17 protein-coding genes are annotated in these 20,066 nt (G+C 67.7%); 8 read left to right on the top strand and 9 right to left on the bottom strand.

Annotated features, from left to right (window positions below):
• Nucleotides 1-250, bottom strand: a 250-nt coding sequence (locus AAC997_RS17395) for an enoyl-CoA hydratase-related protein (RefSeq protein WP_340646968.1), incomplete at its 3' end; no start/stop codon positions are given.
• Nucleotides 251-343: 93 nt separating this feature from the next.
• On the opposite strand from AAC997_RS17395, the gene rsmD reads away from it, so the two are divergent.
• Nucleotides 344-925 carry a 16S rRNA (guanine(966)-N(2))-methyltransferase RsmD gene (gene rsmD / locus AAC997_RS17390; RefSeq protein WP_340646967.1) on the top strand — a complete coding sequence of 194 codons (582 nt, stop codon included), beginning with the start codon at nucleotides 344-346 and terminating at the stop codon, nucleotides 923-925.
• Here rsmD and AAC997_RS17385 read toward each other — a convergent pair.
• The 4 genes from AAC997_RS17385 to AAC997_RS17370 all read right to left on the bottom strand — a co-directional run bounded on the left by AAC997_RS17385 (nucleotide 908) and on the right by AAC997_RS17370 (nucleotide 7,041).
• The gene (locus AAC997_RS17385; protein ID WP_340646966.1) at nucleotides 908-1,183 is read right to left on the bottom strand and encodes a YjhX family toxin; all 276 of its coding nucleotides are present in this window, start codon (nucleotides 1,181-1,183) and stop codon (nucleotides 908-910) included. The genes rsmD and AAC997_RS17385 overlap by 18 nt on opposite strands.
• Nucleotides 1,184-1,585: 402 nt before the next feature.
• Nucleotides 1,586-4,063 (bottom strand): ATP-binding protein, encoded by a 2,478-nt coding sequence (locus tag AAC997_RS17380; protein WP_340646965.1) that lies wholly within the window; start codon nucleotides 4,061-4,063, stop codon nucleotides 1,586-1,588.
• Between the two features lie 140 nt (nucleotides 4,064-4,203).
• Nucleotides 4,204-5,139 carry a 2-oxoglutarate and iron-dependent oxygenase domain-containing protein gene (locus AAC997_RS17375; RefSeq protein WP_340646964.1) on the bottom strand — a complete coding sequence of 312 codons (936 nt, stop codon included), beginning with the start codon at nucleotides 5,137-5,139 and terminating at the stop codon, nucleotides 4,204-4,206.
• A 9-nt stretch (nucleotides 5,140-5,148) separates the two neighbouring features.
• On the bottom strand, nucleotides 5,149-7,041 hold the full coding sequence (locus AAC997_RS17370; protein WP_340646963.1) for a monovalent cation:proton antiporter-2 (CPA2) family protein: 1,893 nt from the start codon (nucleotides 7,039-7,041) through the stop codon (nucleotides 5,149-5,151).
• Between the two features lie 120 nt (nucleotides 7,042-7,161).
• Here AAC997_RS17370 and AAC997_RS17365 point away from each other — a divergent pair, with 120 nt between their 5' ends.
• The 3 genes from AAC997_RS17365 (at nucleotide 7,162) to msrA (ending at nucleotide 9,215) form a co-directional block, all read left to right on the top strand.
• The gene (locus AAC997_RS17365; protein ID WP_340646962.1) at nucleotides 7,162-7,881 is read left to right on the top strand and encodes a CoA transferase subunit A; all 720 of its coding nucleotides are present in this window, start codon (nucleotides 7,162-7,164) and stop codon (nucleotides 7,879-7,881) included.
• Between the two features lies 1 nt (nucleotide 7,882).
• Nucleotides 7,883-8,527 (top strand): 3-oxoacid CoA-transferase subunit B, encoded by a 645-nt coding sequence (locus AAC997_RS17360; protein ID WP_340646961.1) that lies wholly within the window; start codon nucleotides 7,883-7,885, stop codon nucleotides 8,525-8,527.
• A gap of 109 nt (nucleotides 8,528-8,636) precedes the next feature.
• Entirely contained in the window at nucleotides 8,637-9,215 is a 579-nt protein-coding gene (gene msrA, locus AAC997_RS17355; protein WP_340646960.1) for a peptide-methionine (S)-S-oxide reductase MsrA, read from the top strand.
• Nucleotides 9,216-9,266: 51 nt separating this feature from the next.
• On the opposite strand, the gene AAC997_RS17350 is transcribed toward msrA, so the two are convergent.
• Nucleotides 9,267-10,811 carry a glycosyltransferase family 39 protein gene (locus AAC997_RS17350; protein WP_340646959.1) on the bottom strand — a complete coding sequence of 515 codons (1,545 nt, stop codon included), beginning with the start codon at nucleotides 10,809-10,811 and terminating at the stop codon, nucleotides 9,267-9,269.
• 220 nt (nucleotides 10,812-11,031) lie between these two features.
• Between AAC997_RS17350 and AAC997_RS17345 the strand changes: the two genes are divergently transcribed.
• From AAC997_RS17345 to aguB, 3 genes are all read left to right on the top strand, one after another.
• Nucleotides 11,032-14,397 carry a TonB-dependent receptor gene (locus tag AAC997_RS17345; RefSeq protein ID WP_340646958.1) on the top strand — a complete coding sequence of 1,122 codons (3,366 nt, stop codon included), beginning with the start codon at nucleotides 11,032-11,034 and terminating at the stop codon, nucleotides 14,395-14,397.
• 377 nt (nucleotides 14,398-14,774) lie between these two features.
• Nucleotides 14,775-15,785 carry an agmatine deiminase family protein gene (locus tag AAC997_RS17340; protein WP_340646957.1) on the top strand — a complete coding sequence of 337 codons (1,011 nt, stop codon included), beginning with the start codon at nucleotides 14,775-14,777 and terminating at the stop codon, nucleotides 15,783-15,785.
• Nucleotides 15,785-16,660: an N-carbamoylputrescine amidase gene (gene aguB, locus AAC997_RS17335; RefSeq protein ID WP_340646956.1), complete on the top strand. Its 876-nt coding sequence runs from the start codon at nucleotides 15,785-15,787 to the stop codon at nucleotides 16,658-16,660. Before AAC997_RS17340 ends, aguB begins: the two co-directional genes overlap by 1 nt.
• Before the next feature lie 133 nt (nucleotides 16,661-16,793).
• Here aguB and AAC997_RS17330 read toward each other — a convergent pair whose 3' ends face one another.
• Both AAC997_RS17330 and AAC997_RS17325 read right to left on the bottom strand, forming a co-directional pair.
• Nucleotides 16,794-17,585, bottom strand: a complete 792-nt coding sequence (locus AAC997_RS17330) for a phosphatase PAP2 family protein (RefSeq protein ID WP_340646955.1) — start codon at nucleotides 17,583-17,585, stop codon at nucleotides 16,794-16,796.
• Nucleotides 17,586-17,639: 54 nt separating this feature from the next.
• The gene (locus AAC997_RS17325) at nucleotides 17,640-18,524 is read right to left on the bottom strand and encodes a MaoC/PaaZ C-terminal domain-containing protein (RefSeq protein WP_340646954.1); all 885 of its coding nucleotides are present in this window, start codon (nucleotides 18,522-18,524) and stop codon (nucleotides 17,640-17,642) included.
• A gap of 196 nt (nucleotides 18,525-18,720) precedes the next feature.
• Here AAC997_RS17325 and AAC997_RS17320 point away from each other — a divergent pair, with 196 nt between their 5' ends.
• Nucleotides 18,721-19,521 carry a SapC family protein gene (locus AAC997_RS17320; protein WP_340646953.1) on the top strand — a complete coding sequence of 267 codons (801 nt, stop codon included), beginning with the start codon at nucleotides 18,721-18,723 and terminating at the stop codon, nucleotides 19,519-19,521.
• Nucleotides 19,522-19,585: 64 nt separating this feature from the next.
• Here AAC997_RS17320 and AAC997_RS17315 read toward each other — a convergent pair whose 3' ends face one another.
• Complete coding sequence (locus tag AAC997_RS17315) at nucleotides 19,586-19,978, bottom strand: acyl dehydratase (RefSeq protein ID WP_340646952.1); 393 nt, start codon at nucleotides 19,976-19,978, stop codon at nucleotides 19,586-19,588.
• Nucleotides 19,979-20,066: the final 88 nt, after the last annotated feature.

Here is a 20,066-nt window from a genome sequence, read left to right as displayed (position 1 = left end):
GCGCCAGCGACGCCGCGCCGGGCGCCGTGGCGTCGCTGGCGCTGGACAGCTCCCCCACATCGTAGGAGCGCACGAACACGCCGGGCAGGCCGCCGGTCAGCACGATGGCGCGCACGGCGGGATCGTCGGCGGCGGCCTTCACCGCGGCGTACATCTCCTGCGACCCGGCCGCGGTCATGGTTCCCCGCGGCGGGTTGGCATAGGTGATCACGGCGCAGCCGCCCTTGCGTTCCACGGTGACGAAGCTCATCGGCCTTCTCCATACCTGATATTCGATTTTCCCCGAGCTTGGAGCGGACGGCGTGAGCAGGCAAGGTCGCGCCGCGATTCTTCGAGGGACCACATGCGCATCGTATCGGGCGACCTTCGCGGCAAGACCATCGTCACGCCGGCCGGCGACGCCACCCGCCCCACCTCCGATCGCGCCCGCCAGGCGGTGTTCAACATCCTGGAGCACGCCGCCTGGTCACAGGGCCTGCGCGACCTGCGCGTCATCGACCTGTTCGCCGGCTCCGGGGCGCTCGGCCTGGAGGCCCTGTCGCGGGGCGCGGCCTTCTGCCTGTTCGTGGAGACCGACGAGGCGGCCCGTGGCGCGATCCGCGAGAACGTCGACAACCTGAGTCTGTTTGGCGTCACCCGCGTCCATCGCCGCTCGGCCATCGACCTGGGGCTTCGTCCCGGCGCGGATGGCCCCGCCTTCGATATCGCCTTCCTCGACCCGCCCTACGCCAAGGGCCTGGGCGAGGTGGCCCTGGCCAAGCTGCGGGACGGCGGCTGGCTGGCGCCGCAGGCGTTGATCGTCTTCGAGCGCGGCTCGGCTGAGCCCGCCTTCAATGTCGAGGGGTTCGAAGTCCTGGACGCGCGCGACTACGGCGCCGCACGCGTCCATTTTCTCAGGTTGATCGCGTCACCAGCCGCGGACTGACGTCCGGTTGTCGAGCTGGGCGCGCAGGTTCACCAGGCCGTCGCGGGTCACCCGATAGGGTTCGCCGTTGCGGCTGGCGATCAGCCGCTTCTTCTTCAGGCTCTTGAAGACGGTCAGGTCGCAATCGGCCAGCCGCCAGCCATCGCGGCTGACGCAGGTGGCCTGGACGATCCCGCCTCGGGCGTCGCGTTCAAGGAGGATCTGGCCGCCTTGGGCCAGGGCGTGCAGCGTGCGTTGCTGCGCTTTGGATATATTCAAGGGACTGTCGGGAACTGATCATGACAAGGCGCGCCCGCGCGCTGGCGCGGACGGCGAAGGGCCATGAGCCGATCGGACAAGAGCGTGACAGTCGAAAGTGGACGCCGGTTTCGACGCCCGTCACGCGCACTCTAAAAGAGCAGAAGCCCGGCCGGCTGTTAGGCCCGGGTTCCGAACACAGTCTCTGACATGATCTCCCCTTGGGTTGAGATGGTCACAGAATGGTCAAGCTTGGGGCCGACGTCTACCCACCACGTCATCCCGGCCGCAGCGAAGCGGAGACCAAATCCGCTCATCCCGGCGAAGGCCGGGACCCAGATCGTAAGTCACGATCTGGGCTAGAGATTCGAAGTGCGGCGGATGTATCTGGGCCCCGGCCTTCGCCGGGGTGAGCGGTGTAATTTAGGCGCTCAACGCCTGCGACTCCTCGGCCGCGACCCCGGCCCCGACCTTATCGTTCCACACCTGCTCCACGACGCGGAGCAGGCCGTCAGCGGTGATCGGCTTGGTGATGTGGCCGTCGGCGCCGGCCTCGGAGGAGGCCTTGGCGTGTTCGGGCATGGCGTTGGCCGTCAGGGTGTAGATCGGGGTCGGGGCGGCCTTCTCCCGGCCTTCGCGGCGGCGGATGGCGCGGATGGCGGTCAGGCCGTCCATCACCGGCATCTGCATATCCATGAGGATCAGATCGAAGTTGGCGCGCGCGGCCTCGTCCACCGCCTCGGCGCCGTTCTCGACGCAGGTCAGGTCGACGCCGGCGGCGCCCAGGATCAGCTCCACGACCCGGCGGTTGGTGGGATGGTCCTCGGCCAGCAGCACCCGCATGGTGTCGAGGTCGGCCTCTTCATTGTCCGCCGCCTCGTGATCGCCCCAGAGGTCCACCGCGCCATGGCGGCGCTGAAGTTCCAGCGCCAGGGAGAAGGTCGAGCCCTTGCCGGGCTCGGAGGTCGCCGACAGGGCGCCGCCCATCGCCTCGGCCAGGGAGTGGCTGATGGCCAGGCCCAGGCCCGTTCCGCCGAACCTGCGCGTGATGGAGCCGTCAGCCTGCTGGAAGCGCCCGAACAGGCGCTGACGGGTCTCCTCGTCGAAGCCGATACCGGTGTCGGAAACCTCGAAGGTCAGGTGGGTGGAGGTCTCGTCGCGCCGCGCCTTGACCGCCAGTTTCACCTCGCCGTCGCTGGTGAATTTCACCGCATTGCCCAGCAGGTTGGTGAGGATCTGGCGGATCCGCGGGGCGTCGCCGTCGAAGGATCCCTGGGCATAGGGATCGACCTCGACCACCAGCTTCAGGTCCTTGGCCTGCGCGCTGGCCTGGAACAGCGAGGCGCAGGCGTTGACCGAGGTGGCCATGTCGAAGGGCTCGGGGCGGATTTCCAGCTTTCCGGCCTCGATGCGGGCCAGGTCCAGGATATCGGTGAGCAGGGCCTCCAGGGTCTGGGCCGAGGTCTCGATCAGATTGACCATCTCGGCCTGGCCGGAGGTCAGCTCGGTGCGCGCCAGGGCGCCGGCGATGCCCATCACCCCGTTCAGCGGTGTGCGGATCTCGTGGCTCATATTGGCCAGGAACTCGCTCTTGGCCTTGTTGGCGGTCTCCGCCTCCTCCTTGGCCTTCAGCAGCTCCAGTTCGCCGCGCTTCTCCTTGTCGATATTGCGCAGGACGCCCAGCACCCGGACGATACGGCCGCGCTCGTCGCGGATCGCCTCGCAGGCCGAGTAGTGCCACTCGTGAGGGCCGCCCTTCTGGGGCATGCGGTAGACCTGCCGGAACGGTGCGCCGCCCTCGACATATTCGTCCCAGGCGCGCTTAGCCTCGTCACGGTCGGCGGGGTGGATGCCGCGCCAGATGTCGGCGTTCATCTCCTCGTAAGTAGACGCGCCTTCGTCGCCGGCCTGTGGTGACTGATAGCCCGCGCCACTCAGTTCGCGGCGCTTCCAGTCCATCTCCCACATGCGCAGTTCGCCGATCTCCATGGCGAGCTTCAGGCGTTCCTCGTTGCGCTTGGCCTCTTCCAGGGCGTCGGCGGTGCGGGTGACGTCCACCGACATGATCAACAGGCCGCCGATCTCGCCGTCGGCCTCGCGCCAGGGATTGATCTCCACCCGCGCCCACAGATGGCGGCCGTCAGGCAGGTTCACCGGCACGCGGTCGTGCTGCACCTGCTGGCCCTTGAGGCAGCGGTTATAGACCGGCGCCCAGCGCTGGGTGTCGGGATAGGCCTCGTAGAGGCTCTGGCCGGCGACGTCCTCGCTCTGGCGCTCCGCGCTCCAGCGGGGGCTGGCCTGGATGACGCGCATCTCCTTGTCCACCATGCACAGCGCCACCGGCGCGGCCTGGACGAAGGCGGAGATCATGTTGCGAGCGGCGGCGACTTCGCCGGCCGCCTTGGCCAGGTCCTCGCGGACATTGTGCCGCTTCCACTCGTCGGCGGCCAGGGCCGCCAGATCGGTAAGGTAGTCGGCCATGTCCTGGTCGAAGGCCCGGGGCTCTGAATCGGTCACCAGGACCGCGCCCACGCCGCGCCCGTCCGACAGGCGGATCGGCGCCGCGGCGCAGAAACAGATGCCGGCGCCGGTGACGCCGCGATGGGCCTTGAATCGCGCATCCTCGCGGGCGTCGCTGACCCACAGCACGCCATCGCCCTTTATGGCGGCGGCGGTGAAGGACTCTTCGTTGGGGACCGCGCTGCGCCAGCTGTCGGGCTGGCTGGCATGCCAGGTCTGGTCGCCCTCCAGCAGGACGACATCACAATTGGGAAGTCTGGCATAGGCCTTGGCCAGGCGCGCGATGCGCGCCAGGGTCGGCTTGAGTTGCATGAGATCCAGTCCGCCGATAGCGGCCAGACGTTCAGCTTCGCTCTGCGAAGCCGCGCCCTTTTTGGCCATGATGTTTCCCCCGATAAGTCGCCCGGAACGATGGGGCCTTCAGGGTTAAATCTCCGTGACCGTCAAAAACCAAAGGTTCGACTTTCTACGGAAGGGTTTGGTGGCGCGCACCCTCTCTCGCAGGCGGGAGAGGCGAAGCGCTACAGCAGCTTGATCTCGCGCAGCCGCTCTTTCAGGAATTCGTCAGCGGAGATCGGGGCGGGGTAGCGGTCGGGATGCTGGGCGTCCACGCAGGAGGCCAGGGTCCTGATCTCGTAGTCGGGATTGAAGTGCAGGAAGAAGGGCGTGGAATAGCGGGGGAAGCCGCGGCGCTCGGGCGCGGGGTTCACCACCCGGTGGGTCGTGGACGGCAGGCGGTGGTTGGTCAGCCGCTGCAGCATGTCGCCGATGTTGCAGACCACGGAGCCTGCCGGTGGATTGATCGGCAGCCATTGGCCGTCGCGGTCCAGAACCTCCAGCCCAGCCTCCTCTGCTCCCAAGAGCAGGGTGATGACGTTGATGTCTTCATGGGCGCCGGCTCGGATATTGGGGCCGTCCTTCGGGACCGGCGGATAGTGCAGCAGGCGCAGCACTGAATTGCCGTCGTTCACCGTGGCGTCGAAGAAGTGGCGGTCGAGCTTCAGATAGTGGGCGATGGCCTCCAGCAACTGGATCCCCAGGGCGTCCAGCGAGTCGTACAGCCAGGCCACGTCGGCGACGAAGGTGGGGGTTTCCACCGGCCAGACATTGGGCGGCATCAGCTCCTGATAGGCGTGGCCCGGAGGCAGGTCGCGCCCCATGTGCCAGAACTCCTTCAGGTCGAAATGCGCGGCGTCCTTGGCGGTCTCGATGCCGAAGGGGGTGTAGCCGCGCTGGCCGCCGGTCCCGACGACGTAGCGCTGCTTCACATCCTCGGGCAGGGCGAAGAAGGCCTTGGTGGCGTCGGTGGCCGCCGTGACGTTTCCGTCCGGCAGGCCATGGTCGCAGATCACCGCGAAGCCGTAGCGGGCGAAACTGTCGCCCAGGGCCTGGGAGAAGCCTTCGAAGTCGGCGCCGAAGGCCTTGAAGGAAACGGGGGTGATGGCGGCTTGGGTCATTTCCGCCCCTTACACCGGCTGGCGATCCTTCTCCACCCGTCTGGGGCTGAGAGGCCGGTCGTCGTCGGAGTCTTCCTCGGCGGCGCGGCGCATCTCGGCGTTCAGCAGCCGCTCCATGGTCTCGGTGGAGTCGCGGCTGGCCAGCGCGTAGTTTTCTTCCTGGCCGTAGGCGGGCGCCAGCTTCTCGAACAGCTGGCGGTCCAGCTTGCGGAAGGCGCCGGCCGCGGCGATGGCGCGGCGCTCGCTGAAGCCCAGGCGCATCAGGGCCCGCTTGCCCATGGCCAGGCTCCCCTCGAAGCTTTCACGCTCCACGTCGTCGGCGCCGTGGGCCAGCAGGTCATAGGCGTGCCGCCGGTCCCAGGCCCGCGACAGGATGGTGAGGTTGGGGAAGGCCAGCTTGGCGGCCTCCACCAGCTCCACGGCCTTGTCCTTGTCGTCGATGGCCACCACTAGCAGGCGGGCCTTGTCGGCGCCGGCGGTGCGCAACAGGTCGATGCGGCTGGCGTCGCCATAGTGGACCTTGCGCCCGAAGGCCCGCAGCAGTTCGATCTGCTCGATGCTGGAGTCCAGGGTCACCACATTGAAGTCGTTGGCGATCAGCAGGCGCGCGGCGATCTGGCCAAAGCGTCCGAAGCCCGCAACGATCACCTCCGGGTCGCCCTCGTCGAAGGGGATCGCCTCCGGCTCCGCGCCGGGGCCGGCCTGGCGGCTCAGCACCAGTTTCTCGTAGGCCAGGAAGGCCAGGGGCGTGAAGGCCATCGAGAGCGCCACCACCGCCGAAAGCAGCTTGGAAAGCTCCGGGGCGATGACGCCCGCCGCCACGGTGAAGCCCAGCAGCACAAAGGCGAACTCTCCGCCCTGGGCCAGGGACACCGCCGTGGCGCCCGCTTCACGGCGCGGCATGCGGAACACCGCGCCGACCCCGAACATGGTCGCGGCCTTCAGCGCCATCATGCCCACCACCAGACCGACCAGCAGCACCGGCTGGCGGGCGATCACCGAGAAGTCGAGCCCCGCCCCCACGGTGATGAAGAACAGGCCCAGCAGCAGGCCGCGGAACGGCTCGATGTCGGTCTCCAGCTCGCGCCGGAACTCGCTCTCGGCCAGCACCACCCCGGCCAGGAAGGCGCCCAGCGCCGGGGACAGGCCCACCGTCTGCATCAGGGCGGCCACCGCCACCACCAGCAGCAGGGCCGAGGCGGTGAAGATCTCCCGCAGCCGCGCCTGGGCGATGAAGCGGAACACCGGCCGCACCAGATAGCGCCCCCCGCCGATCACCGCGGCCACCGCGCCCAGGATCGCCAGGGCCCTGGCCCAGCCGGGCAGGCCCACCAGCAGGCTCGCGCCGTGCCCGGCCACGGCCGCCGCATCATGCGCCGGCGCCACCACCGCCAGCAGGGGCAGCAGGGCGAACAGCGGGATCACCGCCAGGTCCTGGAACAGCAGCACCCCGAACACCGCCTCGCCCACGGCGCCCTGGCGCATGCCCTTCTCCTCCAGGTTGGCCAGCACGATGGCGGTGGAGGACAGGGCCAGGACCGCCCCCGTCGCCAGGGCCGTGCGCCAGTCCAGGCCGAGCGCCAGGCCGGCGGCGGCCATCACCAGGGTGGTCCCCACCATCTGCGCGCCCCCCAGGCCGAAGATCGCCGTCCGCATCCGCCACAGCAGCGCCGGGCGCACCTCCAGCCCGATCAGGAACAGCAGGATCACCACCCCGAACTCGGCGAACTTCATGACGTCGGCGGGTTCCCCCACCAGGTTCAGCAGGAACGGCCCGACGATGACCCCGGCGATCAGGTAGCCCAGCACAGAGCCCAGACCGATCCGCTTGGCGATCGGCACCGAGACGACGCCTGCGGTCAGATAGACCAGCGCCTGGATCAGCAGGTCCTGTCCGTTCATCGGGCGGGGCTCGTTTCGAGGTGGAACATGATCTGACTATGAACCGGCGTTCCCGGTTTTGTGCACGCGAAAACCGAATGCGCGGTTCCCAAATGTTGCAGTGCGGCGTAATGGGCGTCCATGGCTGACAAGACACAGAAATCCGCCGTCGACGCCCTGGCTGGGCGCCTGTTCGATGGCATGACCATCATGGCCGGGGGCTTTGGCCTCTGCGGCATCCCCGAAAACCTGATCGCGGCGATCCGCGAGAGCGGGACAAAGGACCTCACCGTGATCTCCAACAACTGCGGGATCGACGGCTTTGGCCTCGGCGTCCTGCTGGAGAGCGGCCAGATCCGGAAGATGATCTCGTCCTATGTCGGCGAGAACAAACTCTTCGAGCAGCTCTACCTCTCGGGCGACCTGGAGCTGGAGTTCAACCCGCAGGGCACGCTGGCCGAACGCATCCGCGCCGGCGGCGCCGGCATCCCGGCCTTCTATACCAAGACCGGGGTCGGCACCCTGGTGGCGGAGGGCAAGGAGGTCCGCGACTTCGACGGCGAGATGTACGTCATGGAGCGCGGCCTCACCGCTGATCTGGCCATCGTCAAGGCCTGGAAGGGCGACGCCGAGGGCAACCTCGTCTACCGGAAGACCGCGCGGAACTTCAATCCGATGATGGCGACGGCCGGCAAGACCACCGTCGTCGAGGTCGAAAAGCTGGTCGCCGTGGGCAGCCTCGACAAGGACAACATCCACACGCCGGGCATCTATGTCGACGCCATCGTCGCCGGCGCCAAATACGAAAAGCGGATCGAGCGCGTCACCACGCGGCCCCGCGAAGAAAAGGCGAGCGTCTAAGATGGCCTGGACCCGCGAACAGATGGCCGCCCGCGCCGCCAACGAGCTGCGCGACGGCTTCTATGTGAACCTCGGCATCGGCATCCCGACCCTGGTGGCCAACTACATCCCGGCCGGTATGCACGTCACCCTGCAGAGCGAGAACGGCATGCTGGGCATGGGCCCCTTCCCCTATGAGGGGGAGGAGGACGCCGACCTGATCAACGCCGGCAAGCAGACCATCACCGAACTTGATAGCTCCTCCTACTTCTCCAGCGCCGACAGCTTCGCCATGATCCGCGGCGGCCATATCGCGCTCTCCATTCTGGGCGGCATGCAGGTCTCCGAACAGGGCGACCTGGCCAACTGGATGGTGCCGGGCAAGGTGGTGAAGGGCATGGGCGGGGCCATGGACCTGGTGGCCGGCGTCAAGCGCGTCGTCGTCGTCATGGACCACGTGGAAAAGTCCGGCGCCCCCAAGCTGCTGACCACCTGCACCCTGCCGCTCACCGGCGCGCGGGTGGTGGACCACCTGATCACCGACCTCGGCGTCTTCGACGTCAGCCGCGGCAAGGCTCCCCTGACCCTCACGGCCCTGGCCGACGGTGTCACCCTCGACGAGATCACCGCCAAGACCGAGGCGAAGTTCGTGGTGGCTCTGACCTGATCTGCTCACCCCGAGCGACCGCGAAACGGTCGCCGGGATGAGTAGGATGGTTCTGAAACTTCTCGTCCCTGCCTTGCGTATGTCTCTTCAGGACAACCAAGGTAGACCCATGAACAAGCCCCTCTTCGCCGCCACGGCCGCCGTGGCCCTGCTGCTGGCCAACGCCGCCCCCGCCGCCGGCGCGCTCAAGACCGCGGTGTTCGCGGGCGGCTGCTTCTGGTCGGCCGAGCACGACATCGAGCACGCCAAGGGGGTGAAGTCCGTCGTCGTGGGCTATGCCGGCGGCGCGTCGACCCGCCCGACCTACCAGAACCATGAGGGCCACCTGGAGGCGATCAAGGTCACCTACGACCCGGCCCAGACCAGCTACTCCCTGCTGGTGGCCAACTTCTTCCACAATATCGACCCCACGGACCCGAACGGTCAGATCTGCGACCAGGGCCCGTCCTATCGCACGGCGGTCTTCGTGGACGGCCCCACCGAGCGCGCGGCGGCCGAGGCCGTGAAGGTCCAGGTGGCCAAGGAACTGGGCAAGCCGGTGGCCACGAAGATCCTGCCGGCCGCCACCTTCCACATGGGCGAGGCCTACCACCAGGACTACGCCAAGAAGAACCCGGCGGCCTACAACGCCTACAAGGTCGGCTGCGGCCGCGCGGCGGCCCTGAAGGCGGTGTGGAAGCGCAGCTGAGATATGCGCGGTCCTTCTCCCGCAAGGGGAGAAGGAACCGCCACAGCTGACCTACTCCGCGCTCACCTTCGGCTTGGGCGGCTGACCCGTCACCGGGTCGCGCGGCAGGGGCGCGAAGCCTTCGCCGACGAACAGCTCCGTCCGCCGCTTGCGTTTCCGATCCAGCATCACGCTGTGGATCTCACGGCCGCCGACCCGCGTGAAGTCCTGGGCCAGCTCGTCGCGATAGATCAGGTCCAGGCTGGCGGCCAGCACCCGGGCGCCGGTGGCCGGGGTCAGGGGATCGGTGACCTCGGCCTGGTTCTGCGGGTGGCCCTCGCGCACCCACATCTTCAGCGGCGGCGAATTCACCGCGCCGAAGAACGCGCGGCCGTAATAGGCGCTGGCGTTGAACAGGAACCGGTCGTCCACCGCCACGGCGGTCAGGCCAGGCTCCCCCGCCGCCCGCTCGGTGATGGCGGCCACGGTCTGCTCCCAGCCCTTGGCGCGCTTGAAGGCGTTGGCCGCGCCGATCGTCTCCGACAGCGCCGGGCGGATCACACAGGCCAGGAACAGGGCCGCCAGCAGGGCCTGGCTGGCCACGGCGCCCACCAGCCACCACCGGGCCCGCCAGCGCATCAGCCAGGCGGCCACCAGGATGGAGCCGGCCACATAGCCCGCCCCGGACCAGTTGGCGTTGGCCCGGCTGATGAAGGCCTGGGTGGTGACGATCAGGAACGGGGGGACGCAGAAGCACAGCAGGGTGAGGTCGGCCGCGGTCAGACGCTTGCGCAAGGACAGCAGGACCAGCCCGCCCACCAGCACCGCGAAGGGGATCGGTCCGAACACCCCGAACTGCGAGACCAGGAATTCCCCGAGCTCAGGCAGGTTGAACAGCTTGCGTCCGCCCCAGGCCGCGTTGGCCGCCGTGTGCTGAACGGTGGAAAATCCGTGCGCGGCGTTCCAGGCCAGGTTCGGCGACAGGATCAGCAGGAAGGCGCCCAGCGCCGCCCCCGCCGTCCTCCAGTCCCAGACTTCGCGGGCCTGCCTGCTGATCGCCAGATGCAGGGCCAGCCCGATGATCGCGTAGACCGCAGCGTACTTGCTCAGGAAGGCCAGCCCCACCGCCGCCCCGAACGCCGCGGCGGTCAGCAGGCGGCGGCGGCCGTGGGCCAAGGGCAGCTCAACATAGGCTAAGAGCGACAGCGACAGGTAGAACAGCAGGATGGCGTCGGTGGCGATCACCAGGGCCGAGATCTGCACCCCGGGCATCAGGGCGTAGAGGGCGCAGGCGGCGAAGCCCACCGCCGGGCCGTACAGCCGCCGCCCGATCCCGAACACCGCCAGCGTCACCCCCAGGTGATAGAGCGGCGCGGCCAGCCGCACCCAGGCCTCGCTGTTTCCGCCGATCGCCGTGGTGGTCCAGATGGTCCAGGCGATCATCGGCGGCTTGGAGAAATAGCCCCAGTCCAGGGTCCGTGACCAAAGCCAGTATTGGGCTTCATCGGGGTAGAGCTCGAGGGGTGTGACGAAAAGCGCCACCAGCCGCGCCGCGGTCAGACCCATGGCCAGCAACAGGGCGCCTCTCCAGTGAGCATCGGCTCCGGGGGCGGACAAAGCGTTACCTGCCAAGCGATTTATCCCTGTTTTGGCGGCGGACGGTGGCGCGGACGCGGCGCCCTGTAAAGGACGATGCGTGTCTTTAAAGCAGCAGTCCGGCGGGGACACGATCTCGTAACAAATCCGTCACCCACGAACACATTTTTAACGCTATAGGGACTCGCAACGCCGGGGGCCCTGGGCTGGTCCCCGCTGCACGATGGATAGGGGACTCCAAATGACTTCGATGAAACGCCTCGCCGGTGGCGCGGCCCTGAGCGCACTCGTGTGCGCAATGTCCAGCGCCGTCTATGCGCAGGACACCACCAGCGCCGTGCGCGGCCAGCTGACCGGCAATGACGGCGTCACCGTCCGCAACGCCTCGGTCACCCTGGTTCACACGCCGTCCGGCACCCGTTCGGTCACCGCGCCGAACACCGACGGCATCTTCGACGCCCGCGGCCTGCGGGTCGGCGGCCCCTACACCATCACCGTCACCGCGCCGGGCTATGAGACCAGGACGCTGACGGGCATCAACCTGGCCCAGGGCGACAGCGTCCGCCTGAACTTCGACCTGATCGCCCAGAACACGGTGGACGAGTTCGTCGTCACCGCCGCCCGCGACGTCACCTCGGAAAACTCCGGCGCCAACACCACCCTGGACCGCGGCGGCATCGAGTCGGTGGTCTCCATCACCCGCGACATCCGCGACCTGGCCCGCCGCAACCTGCTGGCCTCCGCCAACACCGCCACCGACGGCGGCATCTCCATCGCCGGCTCTAACCCCAAGTCCAACCGTATCACCATCGATGGTTCGCCGGTGCAGGACGACTTCGGCCTGAACTCGGGCGGCGTGCCCACCCGCCGCGGTCCGATCTCGCTGGACGCCATCGAGCAGTTCACGATCCAGGCCGTGCCCTACGATGTGCAGAACGGCGACTTCCAGGGCGGCGCGATCGACATCGTGCTGCGCTCGGGCACCAACGACTTCCACGGCAGCGTCTTCACCAACTATCTGAACGACGGCATGGTCGGCGACGCCCTGCGCGACAAGCCGGTGAAGACGACGCAGACCCAAACCAACTACGGCGCGTTCCTGGCCGGCCCGATCCTGCAGGACAAGCTGTTCTTCGCCATCTCCTACGAGCTGTATGAGACCTCTGATCAGGTCAACGTCGGCCCCGCCGGTCAGGGCTTCCCCAACTCGTTCACCAACATCACCCAGTCGCAGATCGATCAGGTCACCAACATCCTGAACAACGTCTACACGACGGACTTCGACCCGGGCACGATCCCGCGCACCGGCGCGATCGTCGACGAAAAGTACTCGGCCAAGCTCGACTGGAACATCAACGACAACCACCGGGCCTCGTTCACCTACCGCTACGCCCTGTCGGAATCGGTGGCGCGATCGAACCTGAACAACAACACCGCCAGCCTCTCGTCGAACTTCTACCTTGGAGGCGACGAGGACTATTCCTATGTCGGCGAGCTGAACTCCAAGTGGACCGACCAGCTTTCCACCCAGGTTCGGGTCTCCTATCGCGACTATGAGCGCCGCCAGAACCCGCCGGCCGGCCAGGAATTCGCCGAACTGCAAATCTGCTCCATGGCGGTCAGCAACACCACCACCACCACCTGCGACAGCGGCTCGGGCCTGATCCGCATCGGGCCGGACTCGTTCCGCCAGGCCAACGAGCTTGAGACCCACAACCTGCAATTCCAGGCCAAGGCCGAGTATTCCCTGGGCGACCATCTGCTGAAGGTCGGCTTCGAGAGCCAGAACCTGGAGATCGTCAACCTGTTCGTGCCGGAAAGCGACGGGGTCTACTACTTCGACTCCATCGCCGACTTCCAGGCCGGCCGCGCCAATCGCCTGCAGTACTCCAACGCCCCGTCCGGCGATCCGCGCGACGCCGCGGCTCTCTTCGAGTACTCGCAGAACAGCCTCTACTTCCAGGACGTGCTGGACGTCACCGACGACCTGCAGGTCACCGCCGGCTTCCGCTACGACTGGTTCAAGAGCGACGACAAGCCGATCCTCAACCCGAACTTCACGGCGCGGAACGGCTTCAACAACCAACAGACCTATGACGGCCTCTCGATCATGATGCCGCGCGTGGCCTTCAACTGGAAGCCGGAGGGCAAGCCCTACCGGGTCAACGGCGGCTTTGGCCTGTTCTCCGGCGGCGTGCCGGACGTGCTGATCTCCACGGCCTTCTCCACCACCGGCTACGCGGCGGCCGGCGTCAACATCGTCCGCAACGCCAACGGCACCTTCAGCGAGGTGAATAACTCCGCCGGCTTCACCCAGGCCAACGGCGCCTCGGGCCTCAACATCAACGTCGCCGATCCGCGCTTCGGCTACGACCTGCCCACCGGCGTCACCGGCCTGGTGACCCCGGCCGGCATCCCGGCGGGCGGCGAAACCATCGCCTTCGTGCCTGGGTTCCAGATGCCGTCGTCCTGGAAGTTCTTCCTCTCGGCGCAGTACGACCTGCCCTGGGACATGAAGCTCTCCGCCGACTTCGTGCAGACCACCGTGCGGGACGCGATCGCCTTCAAGGACCTCCGCGCCCAGCCGCTGATCGTCAATGGCGTCATCCAGAAGACCCCGGATGGCCGCATCCGCTATGACGGCCTGCAGGCCAGCGACGCGGCCCGCGCCGCGGCCGGGATTTCCGGAACCAACGCCCCGGCCACCCGCGACCTGCTGGTCTACAACACCGGCCAGGGCAAGGGTTACGTCTTGGGTCTGGGACTTTCCAAGGACTTCGACTTCGGCCTCGGCGCCTCCATCGGCTACGCCCGCCAGCGCCTGGACGAGGAAACCTCCGGTGGCCGCTTCGGCACCACGGCCGGCTCGCTCTACGCCAGCCAGTCCACCGGCTCGGACTTCAACCGCGACGCCTACGGCAAGGGCTACGAAGAGGTCAGCGACCGCGCGAAGTTCGAACTCAACTACAAGCATGAGTTCATCGCCAACCACCCGACCCGGTTCTCGCTGTTCGGCGAAACCCGTACCGGCCGTCCGGTCAACGCCACCATGGGCTCGGCCTCCCGCGACCGCAGCACGACCTTCGGCGTCAACCGCTCGGCCTATCTGCTCTATGTCCCCGACATCGCCGGCGACGTGAACAAGACCGACCTGCAGATCGGCAAGGTGTTCTTCGACACCGCCACCACCCGCGACAACTTCATCAACGCGGTGAACAAGTTCGACCTGGGCAACGACACCATCGTCGGCAAGGGTTCGATCAAGAACCCCGACGTGAACCAGCTCGACCTGCAGATCAGCCAGGAGTTCCCCGGCCTGACCGAGGGTCACAAGTTCCGTGTCGTCCTCGACGTCCAGAACGTGCTGAACCTGGTCAACAACAAGTGGGGCATCGTCGAGGAATACGGCTCGACCGGTTCCGGCCAGGGCAACAACCGCATCATCGACGCGGCCTGCGCCAACGCCGCCGGGGTGGCCTCGGCCGCCAGCAGCGCCGTCTGCGACACCTACCGCTACTCGAACTACAGCACGACCGCGACCAGCCGCACGATAAACAACGAACGCTCGCTCTGGTACGCCCAGGTCTCGCTGCGCTACGAGTTCTAGTCCTCGCGGCGACATCGCTTTCGCGGAAAGGGCGGCCCTCCCGGGCCGCCCTTTTTCGTGTTTCAAAGTCCTTCTCCCCTTGCGGGAGAAGGTGGCCCTGCGGAGCAGGGTCGGATGAGGGGTCGATAGGCCTCTCGGGTTAGGGCGGTGGATGTCACGCGGAGAGGGGAGCGTGACCCCTCATCCGACCGGTCTCCGACCGGCCACCGTCGAGAGCGAGCCGGGCTACTCAAGCCCGGCTATGCGTTTCGCCAACGATTTGGCGAAACGCGGCTCTCGACCCCGCAAGGGGAGAAGGATCGTAATGTCCTTCCAAGGCCACGCTTGACGCCGTGCGCTGCACCGCCCATTTCGCGCAGCCAACACAAGGGCTTGAGATGACTGTGATCGTTCCCGCCGAATGGGCGCCGCACAAGGCCATGTGGCTGGGCTTCCCCAGCCATGCGGAGGTGTGGGCCGATGACCTCGACCAGGCCCAGGCCCAGGTCGCGGCCCTGGCCCGCGCCCTGGCCGGTCCCGGCAAGGAACGCGTGCGTCTGATGACCGGCTCGCCCGAGGGCGAGGCCGCCGCGCGGCGCCTGCTGGCGGATGTCGCCGGGATCGAGATCTTCCCCGGCGTCTTCGGCGACATCTGGCTGCGCGACACCGGCCCGATCTTCGCCAAGGGGCCGAACGGCGACGAGGCGCGCGGCTTCCGCTTCAACGGCTGGGGCGGCAAGTACGAGATGGAGGGGGACGACACCGTCGCCGCCCAGATCGCCACGGCCTCGGGCGCGCCCCTGGTCCAGCAGGAGATCATCATGGAGGGCGGCTCGCTCGACCATGACGGCGAGGGCACGATCCTCACCACCGGCCAGTGCCTGCTCAATCCCAACCGCAATCCCGGCTGGACGCGGGACGCCGCGGAGGCCGAACTCGCCGCCTCCCTGGGGGCGCGCAAGATCCTCTGGCTGGGGGACGGGCTGGCCAACGACCACACCGACGGCCATGTCGACAACCTCGCCCGCTTCGTGGCGCCCGGCGTCGTGGTCTGCCCGGTCGCCTGGGGCCGGGGCGACCTCAATGTCTACGCCTATGACGCCTGCGCCCGCGATCTCGCGGCCATGACCGACGCGCAAGGCCGGCCGCTGAAGGTGGTGCGCATCCCCTCGCCGGGCTGGATCGAGAGCCACGAGGGCGGCGCCGCCCCGGCCAGCCACATGAACTTCATCATCGCCAACGGCGCGGTGATCATGCCCACCTATGACGGCGACCCGCGCGCCGCCGAACTGGCCATGGAGGCCCTGGCCAGCCTCTTCCCCGGCCGCGAGGTCGTCGCCCTGCCGTCCGACGCCATCCTCACCGGCGGCGGATCCTTCCACTGCATCACCCAGCAGGAGCCCGCCTGATGGCCCGCACGATGAACGTCGCCGCCCTGCAGACCTCCTACGGGATGGACCTGGCGGCCAACATCAAGAAGACCGAGGGCCTGATCCGCCTGGCCGCCGTCGGCGGCGCCCAGGTGATCCTGCCGTCGGAGCTGTTCCAGGGTCCCTATTTCTGCGTCACCCAGGAGGAGCGCTGGTTCGCCCACGCCCATCCATGGCGCGAGCACCCTTGCGTCACCGCGCTCGCGCCGCTGGCCGCCGAGCTGGGCGTCGTCCTGCCGATCTCGATCTTCGAGCGCGAGGGACCGCACTATTTCAACTCCCTGGTGATGGTGGACGCCGATGGCTCGCTGATGGGGGTCTATCGCAAGAGCCACATCCCCGACGGCCCCGGCTATCAGGAGAAGTACTACTTCCGCCCCGGTGACACCGGTTTCCGGGTCTGGGACACCAAGTTCGGCCGGGTCGGCGTCGGCATCTGCTGGGACCAGTGGTATCCGGAGGCGGCCCGCGCCATGGCCCTGATGGGCGCCGAGGTGTTGCTCTATCCCACCGCCATCGGGTCGGAGCCCCACGATGCGACCCTGGACACCGCCGCCCCCTGGCGCCGGGCCATGCAGGGCCATGCGGTCTCCAACGTCATCCCGGTGGTGGGCGCCAACCGTATCGGCTTCGAGCCCTGGGAGAACTATCCGGGTGGCGGCCAGGCCTTCTACGGGTCGTCCTTCATCGCCGACCATCGCGGCGATCTGATCTCGGCCCTGGGCGATCAGGAGGGGATCGTGGCGGCCAGCTTCGACCTGGACTTCCTGGCCACGCACCGCGCCGCCTGGGGCTTCTTCCGCGACCGCCGCACCGATCTCTACGGCGGGCTGGTCAACCCGCGGCCTGTCTGACGACACCTCGACGGTCACATGTCGGCACATGTTGGTGGGCCTGTCGGCCCGCAAACCCATGGGCTGTAAGGACCTCGCGGCCATTCCTCCGCCTGAGGCGGGGTTTGGTCCCTCCGCGGCGGCCAACATGTTGTCAGACAGGGCAGCTCAGCGCCGGCGACCTGGCCAGTTCCCGGCGCGCCGTGGCCAGGTCCCGCTGGAACGCCGGGTCCCCATGCAGCCGCGCCACCATGGCCGAGGCCAGCATCCGCCCGGCCTCGATGTCGCTCTGGTAGTGGACCCCGCACACCGCCCGGCTCTCGCCCACCTCCTTGGCCGTGGCCATCAGCCCATCGGCCTTGCCCGGCGCCAGCTCGGTGAGGATCAGCCCCCAGGCCCAGCCCACCATGGTGTGGCCCGACGGGTAGGAGGCGTTGGTCTTCATCCAGTCCTCCCGGGGCACGCAGACCGCCTGGGTGTCGCCGATCAGCGGGCGGGGCCGGTTGTAGTGGTCCTTGGCGGGCTTCCCCACCGTGCGCACGTCGAGCTCGATGCGGTGCAGCAGGCGGTACAGGACCGGCGTGGCCTTGGGTCCGATCTCCTTGCCCGCCGCGCAGGCATAGCCCTTCAAGGCCCCGCCGCCCCAGATGTCATTGTCGCGGATGGCGGCGTTCCAGCGGGGGGTGCCGGCCAGCGCGCGGGTCTCGTTGTAATAGGCCCGGTCGGCCTGGCCGCGCAGGCTGTCGGGGCTGGGCGGCGGTCCCAGCAGGGCCGCGCCGTCGATGTCGGCGGTCGGCAGATAGCCGGTGAGCGTGGTGGGAATGGGGTTCAGCGGCGCGGCCAGCGAGGCGTCGCTCGGGGCGGCCTCGTGGCGCATCTGCGGGAGCATGGCGCAGGCGGCCAGCGAGAGGGCGACGGTGGCGCCCAGGAGAGGTCTGAGGGTCATGCAACCCTCTTTAGAGCGGTTCCCGGACTTCGGGAACCGCTCCGCAGAAGGGCCTTAGGCGCGCAGGACGGTCAGGCCGTTCTTGATCACCGTGGCGCCGCGTTCCTTGACGCGGGCTTCGAAGGCGATGTTCCGGCCGTCCTTCCAGAGGTCCACCGTGATGGTGTCGCCCGGGATGACCGGCGCCGAGAAGCGGGCCTGGTGGCTGAGGATCTGGTCGGGATCAAAGCCGGTGATGGCCTGCAGCACAGCGCGGCAGGTGATGCCGTAGGTGCACAGCCCGTGCAGGATCGGCCGCGGGAAGCCCGAACGGCGGGCCGACTCGGGATCGGAGTGCAGCGGGTTGCGGTCGCCGTTCAGGCGATAGAGCAGGGCCTGGTCCTCCCGGGTGGTGAAGTCCACCGACAGGTCGGCCTTGCGGGTCGGGACCACGTGGGGCTCCGGGGCGCCTTCCGACGGGCCGCCAAAGCCGCCGTCGCCGCGGGCGAAGGTGGAGCCGGTCAGGGTGGCGACCTTTTCGCCCTTGTCGTCGCGCCAGATGGTCTCGTTGATGATGACGGCGCCCTTGCCTTCACCCTTGTCGTAGGCGCCGACGGTGCGGCCCTCGGCGGTGAAGGCGCCGGTGGTGGGCAGGGGCTTGTGGAGTTCGACCTTCTGCTCGCCGTGGACGACCATCAGGAAGTTGATCTGGCTCTGGCGGTGGCCCTCTGGCATCACCGGCGCGGGGCCGCCGGCCGAGCGCATGTTCGAGGCCAGCACGGTGGCGGCGGTCGGGATGACCTTCAGGTTGCGCTCATAGACGTAGGCCAGCTCGTCCTCGTTCATGGGGTCCTGCCCCATGCCGACGCCGAGCGCGTAGAGCATCACGTCTTTGTCGCGATAGGTGAATTCGCGCGCAGCCGTCTTCTGTTCAAGAATGTCGGGATAAAAGATCGCCATTGAAAATATTTCCTCCGCTATGCGGTCCGTTTGGTATCCGCAGATTGAAGCGGTTCGGGTCCGGCGAAGCAAGCGATGAGCGAGCGCATTTGCCGCCCCCCGTCTGATCGGGTAGAAGCGCGGACCCTGCGAAGACGGGTTCTTGAAAAGCTCGCTCGCACCTTTCTTTCGCGCCCAGGATCATCGAAGGCATTTCATGGCGACCGACACTCAGCCCGGCACGGGCGGCCAGATCACCGGCAACGTTCTGTTCTATTCCAAGCCGGAACCCCTGACTTCCGACCATCACAAGGGCCTCGGGGTCAAGCGCATGGACGGGCCGTTCGGCTTCGCCAAGCCTGGCCAGGCGGTCCCACTCACCGTCACCGAATTCCCCCTGGCCGCAGTCTCGGGTCCGATCATCTTCGTCGGCGACGACAAGATGCCGCTCGCCGTCATGGGTCTCAACGCCGGCGAGAACATGTTCATCCAGGACAACGGGATTTTTGAATCCGGCGTCTACATCCCGGCCTATATCCGTCGCTATCCCTTCGTCTTCGCCAATGACGACAAGGCCCAGCAGATGGTGCTCTGCATCGACCGCGCCGCCGAGTTCATCGTCGAGGGCGGCGAGATGGCCTTCTTTGACGAGAAGGGCGAGCCCACCGAGTACACCCAGAACTGCATCACCTTCTGCAACGACTACGAGGTCGAGCGGCAGCGGACGCAGAGCTTCATTCAGATCCTGAAGGACAACGACCTCTTCGAACTGAAGAGCGCGTTCCATACGCCGGCCAATCCCGACGGTACGCCGGGCGAGCCGCAGAAGATCGCGGAGTACTTCGGTATTTCGGAGGAAAAGCTGGGCAAGCTGCCGCCGGAAAAGCTGGCGGAACTGCGCGACAATGGCGCGCTTAGCCAGATCTATTCCCACCTCGTTTCCCTGGTGGGCTGGGATCGGCTGATCGCGCTGGAGATGTTCCGGGCCTCGCAGCGGCCGCAGGCGGCCAACGCCTGATCTGTCCGATCAGTCTGGAGTGAGGAAGCGGCGGGTCGGAAGACCCGCCGTTTTCAGGTCGGGGCTAGCGCGCGAAGACGCTGCGGGTCAGGCAGGAGAAGACCAGCCGACCGGCCTCGTCCAGCAGATCGTGCTGGGCGATGACAATGCCCTTGCCCTCGCCCACCGGGTCCTTGCCCATCACCGTCATGCGGCCGCGCAGGGTCTCGCCGGCGGGGGGATTGCGGGCCCAGCGCAGGGCGTCGACGCCGAGCCGCTTGGTCTGGGGCCAGTTCACCACCGAGGCTGAATCCAGCCGCGACCAGATGGCGAAGACCATGGCGTCGGGCGCGCCGCGCTCTGCCGGCCAGCCGGGGGCGAAGGCGGCGATGAAGGCCTCCAGGGCGCGGGCGTCGACCCGCACCTCGCCGAGATAGACCACCTGTCCGATCTCGATCTCGTCGAAGGGGGCGGGCACGTAACTCTCCTGGGGTTTGAACCGAACTGATTCGTCGATGATGGGCCGCGCCCGTGACAAGTCGAGCGCTTTGCGGATCGGCGTCGGC

The organism is Phenylobacterium sp. (assembly GCF_037968635.1).
Taxonomy (GTDB): domain Bacteria; phylum Pseudomonadota; class Alphaproteobacteria; order Caulobacterales; family Caulobacteraceae; genus Phenylobacterium.
Note: the sequence above shows the minus strand (reverse complement) of the source record. Positions and strands in the feature narration are given on the sequence as shown.

Excerpts from the sequence above, each read along its gene's own strand:
- rsmD (WP_340646967.1), top strand. The coding sequence starts at position 344 with ATGCGCATCGTATCGGGCGACCTTCGCGGCAAGACCATCGTCACGCCG.
- AAC997_RS17380 (WP_340646965.1), bottom strand. The coding sequence starts at position 4,063 with ATGGCCAAAAAGGGCGCGGCTTCGCAGAGCGAAGCTGAACGTCTGGCC.
- AAC997_RS17375 (WP_340646964.1), bottom strand. The coding sequence starts at position 5,139 with ATGACCCAAGCCGCCATCACCCCCGTTTCCTTCAAGGCCTTCGGCGCC.
- AAC997_RS17370 (WP_340646963.1), bottom strand. The coding sequence starts at position 7,041 with ATGAACGGACAGGACCTGCTGATCCAGGCGCTGGTCTATCTGACCGCA.
- AAC997_RS17365 (WP_340646962.1), top strand. The coding sequence starts at position 7,162 with ATGGCTGACAAGACACAGAAATCCGCCGTCGACGCCCTGGCTGGGCGC.
- AAC997_RS17360 (WP_340646961.1), top strand. The coding sequence starts at position 7,883 with ATGGCCTGGACCCGCGAACAGATGGCCGCCCGCGCCGCCAACGAGCTG.
- msrA (WP_340646960.1), top strand. The coding sequence starts at position 8,637 with ATGAACAAGCCCCTCTTCGCCGCCACGGCCGCCGTGGCCCTGCTGCTG.
- AAC997_RS17345 (WP_340646958.1), top strand. The coding sequence starts at position 11,032 with ATGACTTCGATGAAACGCCTCGCCGGTGGCGCGGCCCTGAGCGCACTC.
- AAC997_RS17340 (WP_340646957.1), top strand. The coding sequence starts at position 14,775 with ATGACTGTGATCGTTCCCGCCGAATGGGCGCCGCACAAGGCCATGTGG.
- aguB (WP_340646956.1), top strand. The coding sequence starts at position 15,785 with ATGGCCCGCACGATGAACGTCGCCGCCCTGCAGACCTCCTACGGGATG.
- AAC997_RS17330 (WP_340646955.1), bottom strand. The coding sequence starts at position 17,585 with ATGACCCTCAGACCTCTCCTGGGCGCCACCGTCGCCCTCTCGCTGGCC.
- AAC997_RS17325 (WP_340646954.1), bottom strand. The coding sequence starts at position 18,524 with ATGGCGATCTTTTATCCCGACATTCTTGAACAGAAGACGGCTGCGCGC.
- AAC997_RS17320 (WP_340646953.1), top strand. The coding sequence starts at position 18,721 with ATGGCGACCGACACTCAGCCCGGCACGGGCGGCCAGATCACCGGCAAC.